We start from the raw sequence: 19,840 nt of genomic DNA on the forward strand, positions 1-19,840 counted from the left end.
ATCGAGGTTTCGTGCGGGCGACGCGAGGGTTCGCCCGAGGCGAGCCTAGTGCAGCGGCCGCGTCAAGGCAATCGCCGTCGCGGGGCGCCGTCAGGGCGTGGCGAAAGCCTGGGCCACGTCGGGCTGCCAGCGGATATGGAGATTGTCGCCCCGGCCGATGCCGCCCACCAGGGGATGGCCGAAGCTCAGCCGCGCGCTCAATTCCTGCTGCCAGCCGGTCCGCAATACCACCGTGGTGTTGTTGCCGAGGAAGGTGATGTCCTGCACCGTGACGGGGAGGGTGGTGCCCTCCGGGCCCGGCTCGCGGGTCAGCTCGATGCGTTCGGGCCGCAGCATCAATTCAGCCTCCTGGTCCACGGTGCCACCGCCATGCACGGGAACATCGGTCGCCACCGTGCCATCGGGGAAGCGCAGGCTGGCGCGATTGCCGGACACCGTCGCCAGCCGCCCTGCGAGGAAGGCGCTGTCGCCGATGAAATCGGCAACGAAGCGGGTGGCCGGGCCGGCATAGAGCTCGGCCCCGGTGCCCACCTGCTCGATCCGCCCGCGGTTGAACACGGCGATGCGGTCGGAGAGGCGCAACGCCTCGTCCTGGTCGTGGGTGACGTAGAGGATGGTGACGCCGGTTTCCTGATGGATGCGGCGGATTTCGAGCTGGATTTCCTCGCGCAGTTTCTTGTCGAGCGCCGAAAGCGGCTCGTCCATGAGCAGCACCGGCGGATCGTAGACCAGCGCGCGGGCCAGCGCCACGCGCTGCTGCTGGCCGCCCGACATGGCCGAGGGCATGCGGTCCTCGAAGCCGGAAAGGCGCACCAGGGCCAGCGCATTCCTGACCTTCTCCTCGATTTCAGCCCGCCCCATGCGGCGCACGCGCAGGGGAAACGCCACGTTCTCGCCCACGCTCAGATGCGGAAACAGCGTATAGCGCTGGAAGACCATGCCGATCTGGCGCTTGTGCGAGGGAATGCGCAGGATCGACTGCCCGCGCAGGCGGATGTCGCCGGCGGTCGGGTCCTGGAATCCGGCCAGAATATAGAGCGTCGTCGATTTGCCCGAGCCGGAGGGACCGAGAAAGGTGAGGAATTCGCTTTCCCCGATGGTCAGCTCCACGTGATCGGTGGCGACGACCTCGCCATAGACCTTCCGGATGCCGTCGATATGGAGGTAGGGGGTGGTCATTTGGACGTGCCTTTGCGGATCAGCGCGGTTGCGACCATGAGGACGATGGTAAGGACCACGAACAGGGTAGAGACGGCGGCGATCACCGGGGTGAGGTCCTGGCGCAGCGTTGTCCAAACCCGCACGGGCAGGGTCTGCAAGGTGGGCGAGGCCATGAAGATGGCCAGCACCACCTCGTCCCATGAGATGAGGAAAGAGAAGATGGCGGCCGAGAACAGGCCGTGGCTGATGGCGGGCAGGGTAACGCGGTAGCGCGCCTCCCAGGGCGAAGCGCCGCACAGCACCGCCGCGTCCTCGATGGCGGGATCGAAGGTCTCCAGCGCGGCGGAAATGTTGATGATCGAAAAGGGCAGGGCGACGATCAGATGGGCGATGACGAAGCCGGTGAGCGTGCCGTTGATCCCCAGCCGCAGGAAGCCTGCGTAAAGCGCCACGGCGAGGATCACCACCGGCAGCACCATGGGGGTGAGGAAGAAGGCCCGCAGCACGGCCCGCCCGCGAAAGCGGCCGCGCACGAGGGCGAACGAGGCCAGAAGCCCGAGCGCCACTGAAAGGATCGTCACGATGATGGCGATCTTGGCCGAGGTCAGCGCCGACTGGATCCAGCGCGGATCGGCGAACAATTCCTCATACCAGCGCAATGTCCAGCCCGGGGGCGGGAAGGCCAGCCAGCGCGAGGAGCCGAAGGACAGCGCGATGATGAAGACGATGGGCAGCAGCAGAAACAGCGCGGTCAATGTACAGATCGCGATGAGAATCCACTTCCAGCTCCCCAACTTGCCGAAATCGAGCAGCATCAGCGGGTCTCCCTTGGCTCGAACAGGCGCAGTTGCAGGGCGTAGAGGGCGAGGGTCACGACCAGCAGCACGAAGGCCGCGGCGCCGCCCATGCCCCAGTTGAGCAGGCTCTGCACCTGCTGGACGATGAATTCGGCCAGCATCATGTTGGCGGTGCCACCGAGGAGCGAGGGGGTGACGTAATAGCCGAGAGACATCACGAACACCATCAGCCCGCCCGAGGCGATTCCGGGCGCGGCCAGGGGCAGCAGCACCCGCACCAGCGCCTGCATGCGCGAGGCGCCGCACAGCGCCGCCGCCTGCAGGATGGCCGGGTCGATCTTGCGGATCACCCCGTAGAGGGGAAGGATCATGAAGGGCAGCATGATGTAGACCATGCCGATGGTGACGCCGATCAGATTGTTGGTGAGCTGGATCGGCGTGTCGATCAGCCCGATGGATTGCAGCATGCGGTTGATGATGCCGGTCTGTTGCAGCATCACCATCCAGGCATAGGTGCGGGTCAGAAGGTTGGTCCACATGGACAGGAGGATCACCGCGAACAGGATGCCGGCCGGCAGGCGCGGCATGATGGCCAGCGCCCAGGCGATGGGGAAGGCGATCAGCGCCGTGATGAGGGTGACCAGGCCCGAGACGAAGAAGGTGTTGAAGAAGATCCGGCCATAGGTCGGGCTGCCGAGAAGCGCGGCATAATTGTGCAGGCCCGGTTCGGGATCGGTCACCGAGCGCGTGAGCAGCATGACGACGGGAACCACGAAGAAGGCCAGCAGCAGCAGGATGGCGGGCATGGCCATGCCCAGTCCCGATCTGCGGCGCCGCTGTGTCGTTGCGATGGTCACCATCTGCCTTCTCCGGGATGGGCATCGGGCGGGAAGCGGGTCCTGTCCGATGCCGTGGTGCGCGGGTTTTCCTACTGGGCCTGCCAAGCGTACCAGCGATTGCCGATCGCTTCGCGGTTTTCCGCCCAATAGGCGAGGTCGGCGTTGACCTGCACGGCGGTCTGGACGTCGGGCAGCGTGGCGCGGATGGCTGGGTCCATCAGGTCGGGCGAAGCCAGGTTGATCGGCGCATAGGCCGAGGCGGCCGCGAAATCGGCCTGTCCGCGCGCGCTGGTCGCTTCGGCGATGAATTGCATCGCGGCTTCCCGGTTATTGGTGCCCTTGGGGACCACGAGGGCGTCGGCGGCGGTGATGTTGTGGTCCCAGCTGATCCCGACCTCCAGCCCCTCGGCTTCGAGGGCATAGAGGCGACCGTTCCAGAACAATCCGAGCGGGGCCTCGCCCGAGGCGAGCAGCAATTGCGACTGGGCTCCGCCTTCCCACCAGATGATCTCATCCTTGATCGTGTCGAGCTTGGCGAAGGCGCGATCGAGATCGAGGGGATAGAGATCGTCCGGGGCGACGCCGTCGGCCAGGAGGGCAGCCTCGATCACGCCCGGATGCGACCAGGCATAGAAGGTGCGCTTGCCGGGGAAGGCTTCGAGGTCGAACAGGTCAGCGAAGGTCGAGGGCTGCGCGCCCGAAAAGTTCGCCGGGTTCCAGCCCAGTGTGAAGGAATAATAGAACGAGCCGACCGCATAGTCGGAAACGAAGCGCGGATCGAGCTGGTCCTTGTCGATGATGTCGAAATCGAGCGGTTCGAGGAGGCCCATCTGGCCGGCCTGCAAGGCGAAGTCGAATTCGACGTCGACCACGTCCCAGCTCACCGCGCCGGCTTCCACCATGGCCTGGAACTTGCCGTAGTCGGTCGGGCCGTCCTGCACCACGCCGATGCCGGTGTCGGCGGTGAACGGCGCCGCCCAGTGCTCGGTCTGCGCATCCTGGGTGGTGCCGCCCCAGGACGAGAAGGTGATGGTCTGCGCCTGTGCGCCGGTCGAGGCGAGGGCCCCGGCCACGGCAAGGGCTGTCAGCATATGCTTCATGGTCTCACTCCCTGTTTTCCAATGTCGTTCAACGCATTACGAAGGGATCCGGGATCGGATCGTCCGAAGTGCGCAGCCACACGGTTTTCACCGTCGTGTAGTCGAGTGCCGCCGCCAGCCCTCCTTCGCGTCCGTGACCCGACAGGCCATGGCCGCCAAAGGGCGCGATGGGCGAAACGGCGCGATAGGTGTTCACCCAGACGATGCCGGCCCGGATGCCGCGCATCATGCGGTGCGCGCGGGTCAGGTCGCGGGTGAAGACGCCCGAGGCGAGGCCGTATGGGGTTGCGTTGGCGTGTTCCAGCGCTTCCGCCTCGGTGGCAAAGGACTGTACCGAGAGCACCGGGCCGAAGAGTTCTTCGGTGACGCAAGGGGCATCGGGGGTGTCCGAGCAATCGAGGATGGTCGGGGGAAAATAATACCCGTCGCCTTGCGGCGCTGCGCCACCGGTGATGAGCTTTGCGCCCTCCGCCACCGAGCGCGCCACGGCATCGGCGATGCGCTCGCGCTGGCGCGCCGTGCAGAGCGGCCCGACTTCGGTTTCCATGTGTTCCGGCGCGCCGATGCGCACGGCTTCCGCCTTGGCCTTGAGGCGAGCTAGCATCTCGTCCTTGACGTCCTCCTGCACCAGGAGCCGCGAGCCGGCGACGCAGCTTTGCCCGGTCGCCGCGAAGATGCCCGCCACCTGGGCGTTGGTCGCGCTGTCGAGATCGGCATCGGCAAAGACGATGAAGGGCGACTTTCCGCCCAGCTCGAGCGAGGTGCGCGCGAGATTTTCGGCCGATCCGCGCACGATGTGCCGCGCCGTCTCCGGCCCGCCGGTAAAGGCGATATGGGCAATCCCGGCGTGGGTGGTGAGCGCGGCGCCAGCTTCAGCCACGCCGGTGATGATATTGACCACGCCGGGCGGGAAGCCCGCTTCATCGACCAGCCGGGCGAATTCGAGCAGGGGTGCTGGGCCGTCCTCAGAGGCCTTCAGCACCACCGTGCAGCCCGCGGCCAGCGCCGGGCCGAGCTTGACGGCGGAGAGAAACAACTGGCTGTTCCACGGAACGATCGCCGCGACCACGCCGATCGGCTCGCGCCGCAGCCAGACTTCCATGTCCGGCTTGTCGATGGGCAGGTGCGCGCCTTCGATCTTGTCGGCCAGCCCGGCATAATAGCGATAATATTCGGCGACATAGGCAATCTGGGCGCTGGTTTCGCGGATGATCTTGCCGGTGTCGCGGGTCTCGAGCTCGGCCAGCCGGGGTGCGGCGGCGGCCACGAGGTCGGCGAGCCGGAACAGGAGCCTGCCGCGCGCCGAAGCGGTCAGCCCGGCCCAGGCCGGGGAGCGGAAGGCCCGGTTCGCCGCCGCGACGGCGCGGGACACATCGGCTGGGGTGGCCGCCGGCATGCGGGCCCAGGGCTTTCCGGTGGCGGGGTCGAGGCTGTCGAACTGCGCCGATCCGGTTTCGAAGACTCCGTCGATATAATGCGCGAATTGCTGCATTTTTCCTCTCAGGCCAAAGCGGGCATCACGTCGGCGATGAAGCGTTCCAATGACGCTTTCTTGCGTTCGAAGCTCATGCCGCTGTCGATCCAGAATGCGAACTCGTCATAGCCCATGTCCTTGTAGCCCCTGACGCGCGCGATCACCTCGGCCGGTTCGCCGATGATCTGGTTCTTGCGCATCGCCTCGGCCGAATAGAAGGGGTGGGCGGCGATCTCAGCGTCCGAGAGCGTTTCGATCAGCCCCATGGAGATCGGGCGCTCGTTTTTGAACCAGGCGCCGAAATAGTTGTAGAAGCGGTTCATCTCCTCGGCCGCCTTCTGCGCGTCGGCCTCGCTGTCGGCGACATAGGCGTGCCGCAGCACCATGATCCTGGGGCGTGGGGTCTGGGGGAATTTTTCGCAGGCGGCGTTGAAACGGTCCATGAGGCTCTGGACCTCGTCATCGCCCAGATGCAGCGGGGTCACCTGCACGTTGCAGCCCTGCGACACCGCGAATTCGTGGCTGTTGGGGTCGCGCGCCGCCACCCAGATCGGCGGATGCGGCTTTTGCACGGGCAGGGGGGAAGAAGTGGTCTTGGGGAACTGCCAGTGCTCGCCCTCATGGGCATAATCGCCCTCCCAGAGCTTTTTGACCGCGGGGATCAGCTCGCGCAGTTTGGCGCCGGCCGTCCAGGCGTCGAGCCCGGGCGACATGCGCTCATATTCGAAGCTGTAGGCGCCGCGCGCGATCCCTAGGTCAAGCCGCCCCTCGGTGATGATGTCGACCATGGCCGCCTCGCCCGCCAGGCGGATCGGATGCCAGAACGGTGCCACCACGGTGCCCGTGCCCAGACGGACATTCTTGGTGCGCCGGGCGAGATCGACCAGGTTGAGGAAGGGATTGGGCGCTATGGTGAAATTCATACCGTGGTGCTCGCCGGTCCAGATGGCGTGCATGCCGCCCTCGTCGGCGATACGGCAAAGTTCGAGCATTTCGCGGTAAAGCTGCTGCTGGTCGTCTTCGGCCGAGACCCGCTCCATATGGACGAACAAGGAGAATTTCATGTCTGGTTCCTCTCTCCGGCACGGGCCACGCGGCCTTGCTGGTAATTGCCGAAATAGACCCCGTAATTGCCGATCCGGTTTTCCGCCGCGAGGCGTTCGAGCATGACCCTTTCCGCCGGGTCCGAGACCCGTTCGAGCCCGTCGGACGAAAGCGCCACGAAGCTGCCGCGCCGGGCCTCGCTGCGGGCGGCGGGACACAGGAAGGCGATGCGCTGGTGCCCGCGCTCGGTGTCGTCATAGACCGAATAGATGAAGCCAGGCGCGGCATCGAGGCCGGTGCGGGCGATGAGGGCGTCCAATGCCGGCTGCAATCCTTCCCGTCCCGCCCGGCCATGGGGCAGGACCAGCCCGCCCTTGCCGTCGTCCTCGAGCAGCACATGGCCCTCGGCCTCGATGATGGCCGAGACCATGACGTCCGGCCCGGCCGGCATCTGCGCTCCGGTATGGGCGGGGGTGAAATAGCTGCCGCGATAATAGCCCAGGCCCGGCTCCTGGCCCGCTTCGAACGCCTCGATGCGGCCGATCAGGATGGCATGGTCCCCCGCCTCGACCACCTGGTGCAGGGCGCAATCGAACCAGGCCGAGACATTTTCGAGCACCGGCGATCCGGCCGGGCCGCGCCGCCAGCCGACGCTGGAAAACCGGTCCTCGACCGGGCGAGCGAAGGTGTTGGAAACCTCCTTCTGCCCTTCGGAGAGGATGTTGATGGCAAAGCCCCGCGCCTTGACGAAGGTGTCCCAATTGCGCGAGCTGCGGGCGATGGAGATGAGCAGCAGCGGAGGGTCGAGCGAAACCGAGGAGAAGGAATTGGCGGTGAAGCCGACCGGCCGATCCTCCGCGTCCATGGTGGTGACCACGGTCACCCCGGTCATAAAGGTCCCGAACGCATCGCGCAGCGCGCGCAGGTCCATCGCGCTCATGGGCAGGCCTCCTCGCGCGCCAGCAGGTCCTCAAGCGCCGCCGTCACCATTTCGGGCGCGGTGAGATTGACCATATGGCGGTGCCCGTCGACGATCCTTGCCTCCCCGCGCGGCATCAGCGCCGCCATGGCGCGGGACATGGCCGGGGTGGAGTTCGGATCGTTCTCGCCGGTCAGCAGCAGGGCCGGCACTGCGATTTCCCCCAGCCGGTCGGCATAGACCGTATCGCCCCGGGCAAAGGCCCGATACGCCGCAAGATAGCCCTGCTGGTCGATGGTCCGAAACCAGTCGGCCACGTGGTCGCGAACCGCTTCGTCACCCGGGCCGAACCAGCGCTCCAGCGCCGATTCTATTCCCGTGCGGCCCTGGGCGATATCCTCGGCCCGCGCCAGCACCGCCGCCCTTGCCACCGGCGTGCGGCGATGGACGGCATTGAGCAGTGCCAGCCGGCGCACGAGTTCGGGCCGCTCGATGGCCACCCCCGACGCGATCAGCGCGCCCATGGAATGGCCGACGAGGTTGACCGGCCCGCATGCGAGCGTCTCGATCAGCCGCGCCGCCCAGGCGACGAAATCGGCGAGACCGGCGCCTTCGGGCAGGGGATCGCTTTCCCCATGCCCCGGCATGTCGGCAGCAAGCACCCGCCAGCGCGTCGAGAGGGCCGCGATCTGCGGCTCCCAGGCCTCCAGGCGCATCCCCACGCCATGGATCAGCAGGATCGGCTCGCCGTCCCCCAGGTCGCGGAGCCGAACCGCGGCGCCGTCAGACAGCTGCAGGATTTGCGGCGTCATGGCCGAGATCCTTGAGGTCCTGATAGCGGTCGCCGATGCGGTGATGCGGACGCCCGCCGATCGAGGCGCCCAGCGCCACCACGATCTCGTCGGCGGCCGGCGCATCGGGAATGGCGAACTGGATCGTCAGATAATGCGAGCGGCGGCCCTCGTCGTTCTTGTCCATCAGCGGGATCATGATCGGGCAGTTGGCTGGCCCGCGCGTATTGGTGAAGGAGAGGTAGGATTTCGCGCCCACCGCCTGCCGGTAAGGATTGCCGAAATGCAGGGTATGGATCAGCGCCGAAGCGTGTTCGACCTCGCCATCCAGCCCCACCACAGCGGCCTTGCCATAGGCTTCCACATCGGCGCCCGATCCCGCTTCATCGAGGATCAGTCCGGTCAGCAATTCTCCCAAGTCAGGCGCCACCGCATGGATATCGGGCTTGAGATCTTCGACGAAGCCGCGCCCGGCCCAGGGGTTTTTCACCACCGCCGCCGCCGCGATGAGCTTCAGCGGCCGGGCGGCCGCGCGCCCGCCCTCGATCAGGGTAGTTTCGACGTTGACGAGGGTCTTGCGGATGATGGCGGACATTTTTGCGTTCCATTCGGCTCAAGGTGTGCTAATCTTGGTATGCCATAAGATGGTCTGTCAACATCTATTGTCAGAAAATCTGTTCGCTATTAGGTTCACGCCATGCACAACACCGCCCTAGACGATCTCAAGATCGACCACCTTCCCCGAACGCTGAGAGAAATCGCCGTCGAGCGCTTGCGCGGCGCGATCATCGCCGGCCGTTTCCCGTCCGGCGCCCGGCTGGTGGAGCGCACGCTGTGCGACCAGCTCGGCGTGTCGCGCTCGGTGGTGCGCGAGGCGATCCGCTATCTCGAAGCCGAGGGATTGGTGGAAAATGCGCCGCGCAGCGGACCGGTCGTCGCCACCCTCGACTGGGGGCAGGCCGAGCAGATCTACAATATCCGCCTGTTGCTCGAGACCCAGGCCGCCGCCGATTGCGCGCGCAAGGCCGATGCGGCGGCCAAGGCGGCGCTCCGCGACGCGCTGCAGGCGCTGGACGAAGCATTTCGCGCCTCCGAGCCGCAAAGGCTCTATGACGCGACGACCCATTTCTACGAAGTGATCTTCACGGTGGCCGGACACGATGTGGCCTGGGAGATCGTGCAGCGGCTCAACGGCCGCATCTCACGGCTTCGGGCCCTGACGCTGGCCTCCACCGACCGCCATGTTTCGGGGCAGGCCCGCATGACGCGGATCTGCGAAGCGATCCTCGACAGCGACCCGGAGCGTGCCGCGAGCGCCGTCCATGATCACCTCACCGAGGCGGCCGAGATCGCGAGACGCCTGCTCGGCAATGACGCAAGGCCGGAGGACAAGAGCCGATGACCGCCTATTGGATCGCCCATGTGACTGTGACCGACCCCGAAGCCTATGCGGGCTATCAGGCCCTGGCCCCCGAGGCCTTCAAGGCCCATGGCGGGAGTTTCCTCGCCCGGGGCGGAGCCCATGAGGTCCTGGAAGGACCCGAGCTCTCGCGGCACGTGATCATCGAGTTTCCCAGCCTGGAGGCGGCGCGGACCTGCTATCATTCCCCGCAATACCAGGCAGCGCGCGCCCGGCGGGACGGTGCCTGCACGGCCCATATCGTCATCGTCGAAGCGTTATCCTGAGCGCTCAGGCGGCGCGGATGGTCCGCGCGCCCGCCAAGGCTTCCCGGCTCATCCAGTCGGCAAAGCCCGAGACCATGCGATCGCCCGCCAATCGGATCGGGATCGAGAGCTGATAGCCCTTGTCGCGGAATTCGCATCCCTCGAACACCGCGGCCAGTTCATGCGCCGCCAGTTCGGCCTCGACAAGGGCGCGGGGGGCCAGCGCGATGCCGTTGCCGGCCACGGCCGCGCCGATGGCCAGTTCCAGCCCTTCCACGCGCGGCGAATGGGTGTTGTCGAAGAGTTCGATCCCCGATTGCCCCAGCCAGGCCTGCCACAGGCCCGGCAGGTCGGATTGCTCGATACGCACGAGGCGGCCGATATCGGAGAGGGAGCGGACGGCGTGCCGGTCGCGATAGGCGGGGCTGGCGACGGCGATCCAATCGATATCGAACAAGGGGAGATGCAGCGCATCGCTACCCTGCCGGCGCCCCTGATGCACGAGGCAGTCGATGCCCGAATCGGGTTCGAGCGTCGCGTTCTCGGCGGCGGTGACGACGTCGATCCGCAGGCCGGGATGAGCATCGCGATAGCGGCGCAGTCGCGGCATCAGCCAGCGCAGGGAGAAGGAGAGGGGGGCAGCGAGGACGATCGCCTCGCGCCCCTTGGCTTCGCTGCGCACCGCATGGGTGGTGGCTTCCAGCTCGGCCAGCAGATGGCGGACGCGGCTGAGATAGGCTTCGCCGGTCTCGGTCAGGTGCACCTGGTGGCGTGTGCGGGCCAGAAGCGGCACCCCCACTACCTGTTCGAGCTTGCGGACGCGCTTGCTGACCGCGCCCTGGGAGAGGCAGAGGTCTTCCGCCGCCCGGGAGAAGCTGAGGTAACGCGCCGTCGCCTCGAAAGCGAGGAGACCGGCCATGGATGGTATGGCGCGACGGGGCAGGTCCATATGTCACCCTCCTGTCCGGACGGCGGTGAAGCCTAACTGTTGCAGGTTGTCGAGAATGAACGGCCGGCATGGCGGTCCATGAGATATTTGGCGACGTAATAGTCGATATGGCTGCCGCCGCCATTCTTCATCATGGTGATGTCGGTATCGCTGGTGCGTCCCTCGGCCCGCTTCTGGCAAAGCTCGAACAGGTCGGCTCGAACATCATCGCGGGTGATGACGCCGCGCTCGAACGGCCCCAGGAACTCGCCCGAACGGGTGGTCGTCTGGCGATGGTCGACGAAAATCTTGGCCCGCGTCAGCACGTCGTCATCGGATTCGCGCATTTCGGGCGTGAACGAGCCCACGAGGTCGAGATGGGCACCTTCCTTGAGCAGCTTGCCCTTGATGTGGGGCTCGGTCGCCATGGTGGCGCTCGAAATGATGTCGGCTTCCCTCAGCGCCGCATCGAGGTCGGTCACCGCCTCGGCCTTGATACCCTTGGCGGCCAGCTTTTCAGCCAGCGCCTCGGCATTGGCCAAGGTGCGGTTCCACAAAAGGACGTTCTCGATTCCCGGACGAGCGGTGAGATGCGCCTCGACCAGATAGGGGGCCAGACCGCCGGCGCCGACCATCAGGAAGGTCTTGGAATCGGGCCGCGACAGCAGCTTGGACCCGAGGGCGGAGTCCGAGGAGGTCTTGTGGAAGATCACCGCCTCGCCGTCGATGATCGCCTCAACGACGCCGGTCTCGCCATTGATGAAGGTGTAGATCGAGTTGACGGTGGAGAGGCCATGCCGCGCCTTGTTGTTGGGAAAGGAGGTGACCAGCTTGGCCAATATGCCCTCGCCCGGCTGCCAGGCCGGCAGGATGATGAAGATGTCCGGCTGCCCCTCGGCGTTGGGCTCCTGGTATATCTGCCGGTCGGACTGCTTGGGCATGCCGCCCATATGCGCCGTTTCCAGCGCCGCGATCAGGCCGGGAAAGTCGAGCAGTTCGTGGACCCGCTGGGAATCGATCATGAGCATGGCTGGTATCCTTTTCGGTTCGTGGGTGACGGCATCGCTCGGGATGCCGTCATGCTTTTTCGGAATGGGAGAGGATGGCGACGGCATCGGGACGGAAATGGAAATCGATGGCGCCATCGGCATCGGGCATGCCGCCCGGCCGGGTTTCGATCATGATCTTGGTGCCGCCAGCCGTCTCGCAGCCCATGTGTATCCGGCCGCCGAGAAAGGTCTGGTCCGCGACCTTGCCTGTCAGGGTGAGCGCGCCTTCCGGTGCCTGGCCTAGCGCCACGTCCTCGGGGCGTATCATCAGGGTGATGGCGTCGCCCGCTGACGGCATGTGGGAGGTGGTGATGCGGCTCGCCGGGACCTGCCAGTCCCGCCCTTCGACGGTAATGAGGGCATTGTCTGCGTCCAGTTGTGCGAGGCGAGCGGGAATGAGGTTCGCAGCGCCGACGAAACCCGCGACGAAGGCCGTCGCCGGGCGGGCATAAATGGCCTGTGGCGTGTCGAGTTGCTCGATGCGCCCGTCCTTCATCACCGCGACCAGGTCGGACATGGACATCGCCTCGTCCTGATCGTGAGTGACAAAGACGAAGGTCTTGCCGGTGCTGCGCTGAATGGACTTGAGCTCGTGCTGGAGCTCGATCCGCAATTTGAGATCCAGCGCGCCGAGCGGTTCGTCGAGCAGCAGGGAGACCGGATCGGGGGCGAGCGCCCGCGCCAGTGCGACCCGCTGGCGCTGGCCGCCCGACAATTCGCCCGGTTCCCTGTGGCCGACCGCGGGCAGGCGGATGAGGTCGAGCATGGCGTCGACGCGCTTCTCGATCTCGGGCTTGGGCATGGCCTTCATCTCGCAGCCGAAGCCGATATTCCGGCGCACGCTCATATGGGGGAACAGGGCGTAGTCCTGGAACACCATGTTGACCGGCCGCAGATGCGGGGGCTGGTGCGTCACATCGCGTCCGCCGACCATGATCGTGCCCGACGTCACCGGCGAAAAGCCGGCGATCGAGCGCAATAGGGTGGACTTGCCGCAGCCCGACGGCCCCAGCAGCGTGAGGAAAATGCCGCTCTCGACGGTGAGGGACACGTCATCGATGGCACGGACCGAACCGAAGGACTTGATGACGTTGCGGGTTTCGATCGCGGGTGTGGTCTCAGCCATTCCCATTGTCTCCTATGGCCGTTACCTGGCCTTGATTTCCCAGTTTGCGGCGGCGCGAGAAGCGCTCGGCATAGAGTCCCAGGGCGATGGTCACGATCAGGACCAGGGTCGAGATCGCGGCGAGGCCCGGATCGAAGCCGAAGCGCAGCTTGGCAAAGAGCAGGACGGGGAAGGTGGGGTCGAAGCTGCCCAGGAAGAAGGAGCGTGTGAAATCCTCGAACGAGAGCAGCATGCAGAACATGAAGGCGCCGAACAGGGCCGGGGCCAGATAGGGCAGCACGATGCGGAAGAAGACGATGAAATCGTCGGCCCCCAGATCGCGGGCGGCATCGGTGAGATTGGTGCTCATGGAGTTGAGCCGGGTGAGCAGCATGACCACCACGAAGGGCACCGAAGAGACCGCATGGCCGAAAGCGACCGCCATGATGCCGGTGGAAAAGCCGAAATTGCCGATGAACATGCGCAGCGAAATCGATGCGACCACGATCGGAATGAAGGCGGGCAGCACGATCACCGCGATGAGCAGAGCGCGGATCGCGCCGGTGAAGCGGGCGACCATGAAGGCCATCGGGGTGCCGATGACCAGCCCCATCGCCGTCGAGATCAGGGCCACCTGCAGCGATACCCAGAGCGAGGCGCTCATCTCCCTGTCGGTCAGCACCGACCGATACCAGTCGGTGGTCCAGGACTGGATGGGAAAGGCGACGAAATTGGAATCCCTGAACCCCATGGCGGCCATGACGGCAAGCGGCAGGAACAGCCAGGCGACGAAGATCCAGAAATAGGTGGGCAGCGCGATGCGGCCGATGAGCTTGATCATCCCTGCCTCCGGGGCCGTTTCTGGACGATGGTCATGAAGATGCCGACATAGGCCAGCGCGGCGACGATCAGGATGATGCTGAACGCGCTTCCCAGCGGCCAGGAATCGCCGGCCCGTCCGAAGACCTGCCCGATAATGGTGGCAAACAGCGTGTTCGACGGCCCGCCCAGCAGCAGCGGCATGGCGTAGAGCCCGACGATGAGCAGGAAGGTCAGGGTGCAGCCGGTGACGATGCCGTCGCGGGCGAGGGGCAGGATGATGCGCATGAATCGCCGCGGCGCCGTGGCCCCCAGGTCGGCGGCCGCCTCCAGCAGATTGTCGTCGATCTTTTCGAGTGCCGAATAGAGCGGCAGCAGCATGTAGAGCGAGGTGAGGTAAAGCACGCCGATGGTGAGCGAGACATTGTTGTAAAGGAGGTCGAGCGGCGGGCCTGAATAGCCGATGAAGGACAGGAAGGAATTGACCGCCCCGCGATTGGACAGCATCAGCATCCAGGCGAAGCTGCGGATGATCTCGCTGATCCAGAACGGGGAAATGACCAGCAGCAGCAGCCGGACGCGGCGCTGGCGCGGCGCGCCCTTGGCGATGTAATAGGCCACGGGAAACATCACGACGAGGGTGAGCGCCGTGACGATTGTGGCGAAGATGAACGAGCGCGCGAAGGCCGACAGATAGAGCGGACGCTCGATGAACGCCATGTAGTGGCGCAGCGTCAGCTCCGCCGAGGTGCCTTCCGCCAGCGGATAGCTTTCGTAAAAGCTGATGACCAGCATCTGCACCAGGGGCGCCAGATTGGCGAGCAGGATCCAGGCGACGGGCAGCAGCGCCGTGGCAAAAAGGCGCGCACCCGGCGATCGGGCGAGCAGTTCCGTCAGGGCTCTATAGGCCGCGAAGCGGCGCGCCCAGATGAAGAAGGCGGTCATTCCAACACTCGAGGTCTGGTGCCGTCCGGGCGGCCGTGCGGCCACCCGGATGGCACGATCTGAACTAGGCGGCGCGAATCTCTTCGGCTGCCGTGTCGATCAGGTCGAAGATGAACGGGGCCGTCTCGACATCCACCCAGGAGAGGCGGCTGCGTTCATCGCTGTCGAGCGCAAGGGCCTCGCGTTCCTCGGTGGTCAACAGTTCCTCCGTACCCGCGATCACCGAGGAATAGCCGGTCGAGCGCACGATCTCGGCGCCATTTTCAGGCGAGGAGAGCAGGGCGTTGAGGAAGGCATAGGCATTGTCCATATTCGCCGCGTTGCGGGTGATGTTGAACCCGTAGGCATAGGCCAATCCACCCTCTTCGGGAATGGTGTAGCCGGCCGGGAAGCCGTCGATGATCAGCTGGGCAGCGGGGCCGGAACCGGCCTGTCCCAGGGTGACGTCGCCATTGACGAACATCTGCTGAATCTCGTTGGGCGCCTCGTAGTAGCGGCGCACCTGCGACTTGTGCTCGATGAGGAAGTCGCGGGTGGCGTTCACCGCTTCCTGCGCCTTTTCCGGCGTGCCGACATAGGAAACGGCCGACCCGTCATAACCCAGATAGTTCATGACGATCTGGAAGAAATCCTGGATCTGGTAGGTCGTCCGGCCTGCATTGGCGGGATCGAACATGATGTCCCAGCTCGTTGGCTCCTCGAACTGGCTGGAATCGTAGAGCAGCCCGGTCGAGACGACGACCAACGGCACGCCCCACTGACGGCCGTTGCGCGACACCCAGTTGGCGTTCGAATATTCGCTCTCGATCCGGTCCCAGGCGGTCATCTTGTCCATGTCGATAGCTTCGAGGAAGCCCGCATCGACGAACTGATAGAAGCGATGGCCGGCCACGCACACGATGTCGGCGCTGAAATTGCTCCCTTCGGCCGCCATGAGGTTGAATTGCTCGCCCTGGTCGGACACCGGGCGAATATTGAGCCGGATGCCGGTTTCCTCCTCGAAACGCTGGCGGAAGGCGTCGGTGACGAAGCCCGAATAGCTCCAGATATTGAGCTCGTTCGATTGCGCGAAGGCGGGACGGATGATGGCTGGGGCGGCCAGCGCTGTCAGTCCTGCTGCACCCGCACCCTTGAGCAGGGTGCGCCGGGTCAAAATATTGGTCATTGTTCCACTCCAATGGATGTGTTGGACGCTTTGTTGTTCTTATTGGCGTGCGGCAAGCCCGTGTCCTTCTGGCGTGCCATCGCAACGAGCGCTTCAACGAGCGCATCGAGTTCGGAAGTCGTGTTGTAGGCGTGCACCGACGCCCTCACCATGTGCGAAACCCCTCTGGCGGCCAGGTCGGCGCGGGTCAGCTGGCTGGCCGAGAGCGAGGTGTTGATCGTGTGGCGCGAATGGAGGTGAGCGACGATCTCTGCCGCGGAAAGCCGTGGATGGGAAAAGGTCACGATGCCGCTGCGGATGGTGCCTTGGTCGTGTACCGAAAACCCCTCGCGGCCGTCGATCTTCTCGCGCAGCGCGCGTGCCAGTTCCTGGATGCGTGGCCACATGGCGCCGATATCGGCTGCCATGGCATAGCGCGCGGCTTCGCCCAGGGCGATCTGGCCGGCGATGTTGTTTTCCCACAGCTCGAACCGCTGCGCGCCGTCCGCGATCTTGTATGAAGACGCCGAGCACCAGCTCGCCGACCGGATGTCGAGGGCATAGGGCTCGAGCTTTTCGATCCAGTCCGCATGGGCCCAGAGAAAGCCGGTGCCGCGCGGCCCGCGCAGATATTTACGCCCGGTTGCCGACACCATGGTGCAGCCGATCGCCTCGACGTCGAGCGGCATCTGCCCCGCCGACTGGCAGGCATCGAGCAGGAAAGGAAGGCCGTGTTCGCGGGCGATCTTTCCGACCTCCTCGACCGGATTGACCAGCCCGTCATTGGTGGGCATGTGCGAGAGGCAGATCAGCCGTGTCTTCGGGCATATCATGGCCCGCAAGGCTTCGGTGTCGATAGTGCCGTCGACGGTATCCGGCACCAGCCGGAACTCGATCCCGTAGCGCTTCCGCGCATGCAGGAAGCTCACCATATTGGCGTTGTATTCCGAGCGGGCCGTGAGAATGACGTCCGCCGGATGCCATTCCATGGCGTGAAAGGCGGCGTGCCAGGCGCGGGTGGCGCTGTCGAGAAAGGCGACCTCGTCGCGATGCCCATTGAGGAGCGCGGCGATCGCGTCATAAAATCCGCTTATGGCATCCTCGCTGGCGGCGGCGGCTTCATAGCCGCCGATGCGGCTTTCGAGCTCCACATGACCGGAGAGGGCCGACAACACCGGCTGCGGCATCAGCGAAGCGCCGGCATTATTGAGATGGATAATGTTGCCCTTGCACCCGGGCGTATCCCGCCTGAGGGTCTCGAAATCGATGTCCATAAGCCCACTTGTTGTATTTCTGGCGCTCGCATAGGCTGAGCTCACCGCGAGACTGGCATTTCTGCCGCACGCGAAAAAGCATCATAAATTTCATCGTTAGTATGAATTGAATTCATGGTATTGCGCCGTTACATCCCCTCCGCCAGTGCGTTGATGGCCTTCGAGGCCGCCGCTCGGCTCGGCTCGTTTTCCCGCGCCGCCAAGGAGCTCAACATCACCCAGCCGGCGGTCAGCCACGCGATCGCATCGCTGGAGAACCATCTGGGGCAAAAGCTCTTCATCCGTTCCGGGCCACGCCTGGTGCTCACAGACAACGGGGCAAAGCTGGGCCGGGTAACCTCGCGCTCCTTCGGGGCCATCGAAAAGGTTCTCGAGGACATGGCCGGCCGGGACGGCTCGCGCGAGATCGTCATGCTCTCGATCTCCTCGGGCATGGCGACCCATTGGCTCATGCCGCGATATGACCGCTTTCGCGACCGGTTCCCGCATGTGGATCTGCAGTTCCAGCTGATTCCGGGCAGCGTCGGCGGACCGCTCTACAATTGCGATCTTGGCCTGCGCGTCGCGTCGGGTGCCGATTCCAGCACGCTGGAGGGCTGGTTCGCCCCCGAGCGCGTCCTGGCCATCTGCACTCCGGCCTATCTCGAAGCGCATGGCACCTTCGAGGCGCCCAAGCGCCCGCACACGCTGATCAGCCTGCCGGACCATCATTTCGGCTGGCCCGAATTCGCCCATGAGGCGTCCCGGCGCATCGGCGCGGAGACCGAGCGGCTCTCGTTTTCCGACTATTCGGTCTGCGTGCAGGCGGCGCTGAGCGGGCAGGGGCTGGTGCTGGGCTGGACCTCGGTGATCTCCGGACTGATCATCGACAGCCTGCTGGTTCCCGCCAGCAGCACCGTGGTGCGGACCGATCGCAGCTATCATTTCGTCGCCTCGAGCCAGCGCGCCCTGCGCCCCATCGTCAAGGAGGTGCGCGAATGGCTGATCGCCGAAATGCGGGAGGACGAGCGGCAATTGCTGGTCCTTTTGGCCTAACTCAGCCGTCCTTATTCCTGCCGGTCGCACCCTGCGGACCAGAATTCGGTTGGCTGGGCGCGGGCAATGCCTCGAATATGGCGAAAACGTCAGAAAGTTCGAGGGCATGAAAGTCAAATCGGCGAGCATTTACGTTGTGCCTTGCGGCAACCGGCGGGCTGTGATCGTGGAGCTCGAAACCGACGCGGGTATTTCCGGCGTAGGAGAAGCCGGCATCGCCTATGGGGCCGGCACCACGGCGGCGGCCGAGCTGGTCGGCGAGATGGTGGAGCGTTTCGTCATCGGCCAGGATGCCGGGAGAATCGAATCGATCTGGAATTCCATCTATGACGTGGCCTTCTGGACCAAGGGCGGCGGGGCGATCACCTTCGCCGCCATGAGCGCCATCGAGCATGCGCTGTGGGACATCAAGGGCAAGGATCTGGGCGTACCCGCATATTCCCTGCTCGGCGGCGCGGTCGGCGACGATGTGCCGGTCTATGCCAATGGCTGGTGGATCGGCTGCGACGATCCGCAGAGCTATGCCCGGGCGGCGGCCGATACCGTGGCGCGGGGCTATTCGGCGCTCAAGCTCTATCCGCTGGGGATGGCCGATCCGGTCACCATCGTGCGGCACCCGACCCGGCGGATGCTCGAGGTGCGCGACGAGAAGATGGTCATCGACCGCTGTGCGGCCATTCGCGATGCGGTCGGCCCCGATGTGGAGATCCTGCTCGATCTGGGCGGGGGGCTGAGCCACCACCAGCTGATGAAGATCCTGCACGCGCTGGAGCCGATCGGCATCGCCTTCATCGAAGAGCCGGTCGACCCGGCCTTGCCGCACGCGCTGGCCCGGGTCGCTCAGGCGACTACGATTCCGGTCGCGGCGGGCGAGCGCGTCTATACCCGCTACGGCTTCGCGCCGCTTTTCGCCGGCAATGCCATCAGCATCGCCCAGCCCGATGTCTGCAACACCGGCGGGCTGATGGAAACCAAGAAGATCGCCGCGATGGCCGAAGCCTATAACCTGCGGGTGGCGCCGCATAATTACGGCAGCCCCCTGGCCACCGCCATTTCGCTGCAGGCCTGCGCCGCGATTTCCAATGCCCTCACCCTCGAGCTCTTCCCCGATTTCGACGCCGAGCCGGGCTATCGGCAGATCATCGAAACGCCCCTGGAAACGCTGGTCGAGGGGGGCAGGCTGGCCTTCCAGACCGGCCCCGGCCTCGGCGTCAGCCTGCATCGCAAGAGTGTCGAGGACGGTCTCTGGCGCCGGATCTGAGCCCTTTATGGGGGCACGGACAAGCAAATGTGAACGCGCCTAGACGATTGTTTCGCAATAGGAAACGCTCTGTCGGGGTTGCGCGGGACAGATTGCCATTGCCTTGGCGCGGCAAATGCTGTTCCCTCGCCTGGCAAGCGGGAGAGAGCCGGTTTCGGACCGGCCGCCGAAGGAGCAACCGCCCCGGAAACTCTCAGGCAACCGGACCGTTTGCCGGTTAACACTCTGGAAAGCGGAGCACCAGCTCCCGCCGACGGTGTAAGTTGCGGTCGATCCCTGTCGATCGCGGCGAAACTCTCAGGCTAATGACAGAGGGGGCTCCCATGTTTCGCGCATGGCGGAGCACCCAATGGAGGCCGACCGATGCACATCCCGTCGCTGTATCCCGATTGATCGTCCGTCTTTAGCGCCAGCTCCACCGAGCTGGTAGGTGCCATCCGCCGATTCTTGCGCATGCCCCACAATTGGCGACCGTGAAAACCACGGGCGC

At 65.2% G+C, this 19,840-nt stretch carries 20 protein-coding genes and 1 riboswitch; of the genes, 4 read left to right on the forward strand and 16 right to left on the reverse strand.

Annotation, left to right across the window (positions count from 1 at the left end):
• Positions 1 to 90: 90 nt before the first annotated feature.
• The 9 genes from DVH29_RS10540 to DVH29_RS16595 form a co-directional block, all read right to left on the reverse strand.
• Complete coding sequence (locus DVH29_RS10540) at positions 91 to 1,179, reverse strand: ABC transporter ATP-binding protein (RefSeq protein ID WP_114646140.1); 1,089 nt, start codon at positions 1,177 to 1,179, stop codon at positions 91 to 93.
• Positions 1,176 to 1,976 (reverse strand): ABC transporter permease, encoded by an 801-nt coding sequence (locus tag DVH29_RS10545; RefSeq protein WP_114646141.1) that lies wholly within the window; start codon positions 1,974 to 1,976, stop codon positions 1,176 to 1,178. Before DVH29_RS10545 ends, DVH29_RS10540 begins: the two co-directional genes overlap by 4 nt.
• Positions 1,976 to 2,818: an ABC transporter permease gene (locus DVH29_RS10550; RefSeq protein ID WP_114646142.1), complete on the reverse strand. Its 843-nt coding sequence runs from the start codon at positions 2,816 to 2,818 to the stop codon at positions 1,976 to 1,978. Before DVH29_RS10550 ends, DVH29_RS10545 begins: the two co-directional genes overlap by 1 nt.
• 68 nt (positions 2,819 to 2,886) lie before the next feature.
• Positions 2,887 to 3,897 (reverse strand): ABC transporter substrate-binding protein, encoded by a 1,011-nt coding sequence (locus DVH29_RS10555; protein ID WP_114646143.1) that lies wholly within the window; start codon positions 3,895 to 3,897, stop codon positions 2,887 to 2,889.
• Positions 3,898 to 3,925: 28 nt separating this feature from the next.
• Positions 3,926 to 5,389: an aldehyde dehydrogenase gene (locus DVH29_RS10560; protein ID WP_114646144.1), complete on the reverse strand. Its 1,464-nt coding sequence runs from the start codon at positions 5,387 to 5,389 to the stop codon at positions 3,926 to 3,928.
• A gap of 8 nt (positions 5,390 to 5,397) precedes the next feature.
• Entirely contained in the window at positions 5,398 to 6,435 is a 1,038-nt protein-coding gene (locus DVH29_RS10565) for an LLM class flavin-dependent oxidoreductase (protein ID WP_114646145.1), read from the reverse strand.
• Positions 6,432 to 7,355, reverse strand: a complete 924-nt coding sequence (locus tag DVH29_RS10570) for a flavin reductase family protein (protein WP_114646146.1) — start codon at positions 7,353 to 7,355, stop codon at positions 6,432 to 6,434. The genes DVH29_RS10565 and DVH29_RS10570 overlap by 4 nt, the downstream gene beginning before the upstream one ends.
• Complete coding sequence (locus DVH29_RS10575) at positions 7,352 to 8,146, reverse strand: alpha/beta fold hydrolase (protein WP_114646147.1); 795 nt, start codon at positions 8,144 to 8,146, stop codon at positions 7,352 to 7,354. The genes DVH29_RS10570 and DVH29_RS10575 overlap by 4 nt, the downstream gene beginning before the upstream one ends.
• The gene (locus tag DVH29_RS16595; RefSeq protein WP_114646148.1) at positions 8,118 to 8,720 is read right to left on the reverse strand and encodes an amino acid synthesis family protein; all 603 of its coding nucleotides are present in this window, start codon (positions 8,718 to 8,720) and stop codon (positions 8,118 to 8,120) included. Before DVH29_RS16595 ends, DVH29_RS10575 begins: the two co-directional genes overlap by 29 nt.
• Positions 8,721 to 8,822: 102 nt before the next feature.
• On the opposite strand from DVH29_RS16595, the gene DVH29_RS10585 reads away from it, so the two are divergent.
• The gene (locus DVH29_RS10585) at positions 8,823 to 9,527 is read left to right on the forward strand and encodes a GntR family transcriptional regulator (protein WP_114646149.1); all 705 of its coding nucleotides are present in this window, start codon (positions 8,823 to 8,825) and stop codon (positions 9,525 to 9,527) included.
• Entirely contained in the window at positions 9,524 to 9,811 is a 288-nt protein-coding gene (locus DVH29_RS10590) for a DUF1330 domain-containing protein (protein ID WP_114646150.1), read from the forward strand. The genes DVH29_RS10585 and DVH29_RS10590 overlap by 4 nt, the downstream gene beginning before the upstream one ends.
• Before the next feature lie 4 nt (positions 9,812 to 9,815).
• Here the strand turns inward: DVH29_RS10590 and DVH29_RS10595 are convergent, their stop codons facing one another.
• The 7 genes from DVH29_RS10595 to DVH29_RS10625 all read right to left on the reverse strand — a co-directional run bounded on the left by DVH29_RS10595 (position 9,816) and on the right by DVH29_RS10625 (position 17,054).
• Positions 9,816 to 10,739, reverse strand: a complete 924-nt coding sequence (locus DVH29_RS10595) for a LysR substrate-binding domain-containing protein (protein WP_114646151.1) — start codon at positions 10,737 to 10,739, stop codon at positions 9,816 to 9,818.
• 32 nt (positions 10,740 to 10,771) lie between these two features.
• Positions 10,772 to 11,746 (reverse strand): ornithine cyclodeaminase, encoded by a 975-nt coding sequence (locus DVH29_RS10600; protein ID WP_114646152.1) that lies wholly within the window; start codon positions 11,744 to 11,746, stop codon positions 10,772 to 10,774.
• Positions 11,747 to 11,795: 49 nt separating this feature from the next.
• Positions 11,796 to 12,893, reverse strand: coding sequence for an ABC transporter ATP-binding protein (locus tag DVH29_RS10605; RefSeq protein ID WP_158541632.1), 1,098 nt, complete (start codon positions 12,891 to 12,893; stop codon positions 11,796 to 11,798).
• Complete coding sequence (locus tag DVH29_RS10610; RefSeq protein ID WP_114646154.1) at positions 12,886 to 13,713, reverse strand: ABC transporter permease; 828 nt, start codon at positions 13,711 to 13,713, stop codon at positions 12,886 to 12,888. Before DVH29_RS10610 ends, DVH29_RS10605 begins: the two co-directional genes overlap by 8 nt.
• Positions 13,710 to 14,636 (reverse strand): ABC transporter permease, encoded by a 927-nt coding sequence (locus DVH29_RS10615; protein ID WP_114646155.1) that lies wholly within the window; start codon positions 14,634 to 14,636, stop codon positions 13,710 to 13,712. The genes DVH29_RS10610 and DVH29_RS10615 overlap by 4 nt, the downstream gene beginning before the upstream one ends.
• 64 nt (positions 14,637 to 14,700) lie before the next feature.
• Positions 14,701 to 15,801: an ABC transporter substrate-binding protein gene (locus tag DVH29_RS10620; RefSeq protein WP_114646156.1), complete on the reverse strand. Its 1,101-nt coding sequence runs from the start codon at positions 15,799 to 15,801 to the stop codon at positions 14,701 to 14,703.
• On the reverse strand, positions 15,798 to 17,054 hold the full coding sequence (locus DVH29_RS10625) for an aminotransferase class V-fold PLP-dependent enzyme (RefSeq protein ID WP_114646157.1): 1,257 nt from the start codon (positions 17,052 to 17,054) through the stop codon (positions 15,798 to 15,800). Before DVH29_RS10625 ends, DVH29_RS10620 begins: the two co-directional genes overlap by 4 nt.
• A gap of 114 nt (positions 17,055 to 17,168) precedes the next feature.
• On the opposite strand from DVH29_RS10625, the gene DVH29_RS10630 reads away from it, so the two are divergent.
• Positions 17,169 to 18,089: a LysR family transcriptional regulator gene (locus DVH29_RS10630; protein ID WP_114646158.1), complete on the forward strand. Its 921-nt coding sequence runs from the start codon at positions 17,169 to 17,171 to the stop codon at positions 18,087 to 18,089.
• A gap of 106 nt (positions 18,090 to 18,195) precedes the next feature.
• Positions 18,196 to 19,350 (forward strand): mandelate racemase/muconate lactonizing enzyme family protein, encoded by a 1,155-nt coding sequence (locus DVH29_RS10635; RefSeq protein ID WP_114646194.1) that lies wholly within the window; start codon positions 18,196 to 18,198, stop codon positions 19,348 to 19,350.
• A gap of 128 nt (positions 19,351 to 19,478) precedes the next feature.
• A riboswitch (glycine riboswitch) is annotated at positions 19,479 to 19,569 on the forward strand.
• Positions 19,570 to 19,840 lie beyond the last annotated feature (271 nt).

Origin of the sequence: Pelagibacterium lacus (assembly GCF_003345525.1) — a bacterium.
Classification (GTDB): domain Bacteria; phylum Pseudomonadota; class Alphaproteobacteria; order Rhizobiales; family Devosiaceae; genus Pelagibacterium; species Pelagibacterium lacus.

Bases quoted from the DNA above. Each gene is read 5' to 3' on its own strand.
- DVH29_RS10540 (WP_114646140.1), bottom strand. From the start codon at position 1,179: ATGACCACCCCCTACCTCCATATCGACGGCATCCGGAAGGTCTATGGC.
- DVH29_RS10545 (WP_114646141.1), bottom strand. From the start codon at position 1,976: ATGCTGCTCGATTTCGGCAAGTTGGGGAGCTGGAAGTGGATTCTCATC.
- DVH29_RS10550 (WP_114646142.1), bottom strand. From the start codon at position 2,818: ATGGTGACCATCGCAACGACACAGCGGCGCCGCAGATCGGGACTGGGC.
- DVH29_RS10555 (WP_114646143.1), bottom strand. From the start codon at position 3,897: ATGAAGCATATGCTGACAGCCCTTGCCGTGGCCGGGGCCCTCGCCTCG.
- DVH29_RS10560 (WP_114646144.1), bottom strand. From the start codon at position 5,389: ATGCAGCAATTCGCGCATTATATCGACGGAGTCTTCGAAACCGGATCG.
- DVH29_RS10565 (WP_114646145.1), bottom strand. From the start codon at position 6,435: ATGAAATTCTCCTTGTTCGTCCATATGGAGCGGGTCTCGGCCGAAGAC.
- DVH29_RS10570 (WP_114646146.1), bottom strand. From the start codon at position 7,355: ATGAGCGCGATGGACCTGCGCGCGCTGCGCGATGCGTTCGGGACCTTT.
- DVH29_RS10575 (WP_114646147.1), bottom strand. From the start codon at position 8,146: ATGACGCCGCAAATCCTGCAGCTGTCTGACGGCGCCGCGGTTCGGCTC.
- DVH29_RS16595 (WP_114646148.1), bottom strand. From the start codon at position 8,720: ATGTCCGCCATCATCCGCAAGACCCTCGTCAACGTCGAAACTACCCTG.
- DVH29_RS10585 (WP_114646149.1), top strand. From the start codon at position 8,823: ATGCACAACACCGCCCTAGACGATCTCAAGATCGACCACCTTCCCCGA.
- DVH29_RS10590 (WP_114646150.1), top strand. From the start codon at position 9,524: ATGACCGCCTATTGGATCGCCCATGTGACTGTGACCGACCCCGAAGCC.
- DVH29_RS10595 (WP_114646151.1), bottom strand. From the start codon at position 10,739: ATGGACCTGCCCCGTCGCGCCATACCATCCATGGCCGGTCTCCTCGCT.
- DVH29_RS10600 (WP_114646152.1), bottom strand. From the start codon at position 11,746: ATGCTCATGATCGATTCCCAGCGGGTCCACGAACTGCTCGACTTTCCC.
- DVH29_RS10605 (WP_158541632.1), bottom strand. From the start codon at position 12,893: ATGGCTGAGACCACACCCGCGATCGAAACCCGCAACGTCATCAAGTCC.
- DVH29_RS10610 (WP_114646154.1), bottom strand. From the start codon at position 13,713: ATGATCAAGCTCATCGGCCGCATCGCGCTGCCCACCTATTTCTGGATC.
- DVH29_RS10615 (WP_114646155.1), bottom strand. From the start codon at position 14,636: ATGACCGCCTTCTTCATCTGGGCGCGCCGCTTCGCGGCCTATAGAGCC.
- DVH29_RS10620 (WP_114646156.1), bottom strand. From the start codon at position 15,801: ATGACCAATATTTTGACCCGGCGCACCCTGCTCAAGGGTGCGGGTGCA.
- DVH29_RS10625 (WP_114646157.1), bottom strand. From the start codon at position 17,054: ATGGACATCGATTTCGAGACCCTCAGGCGGGATACGCCCGGGTGCAAG.
- DVH29_RS10630 (WP_114646158.1), top strand. From the start codon at position 17,169: ATGGTATTGCGCCGTTACATCCCCTCCGCCAGTGCGTTGATGGCCTTC.
- DVH29_RS10635 (WP_114646194.1), top strand. From the start codon at position 18,196: ATGAAAGTCAAATCGGCGAGCATTTACGTTGTGCCTTGCGGCAACCGG.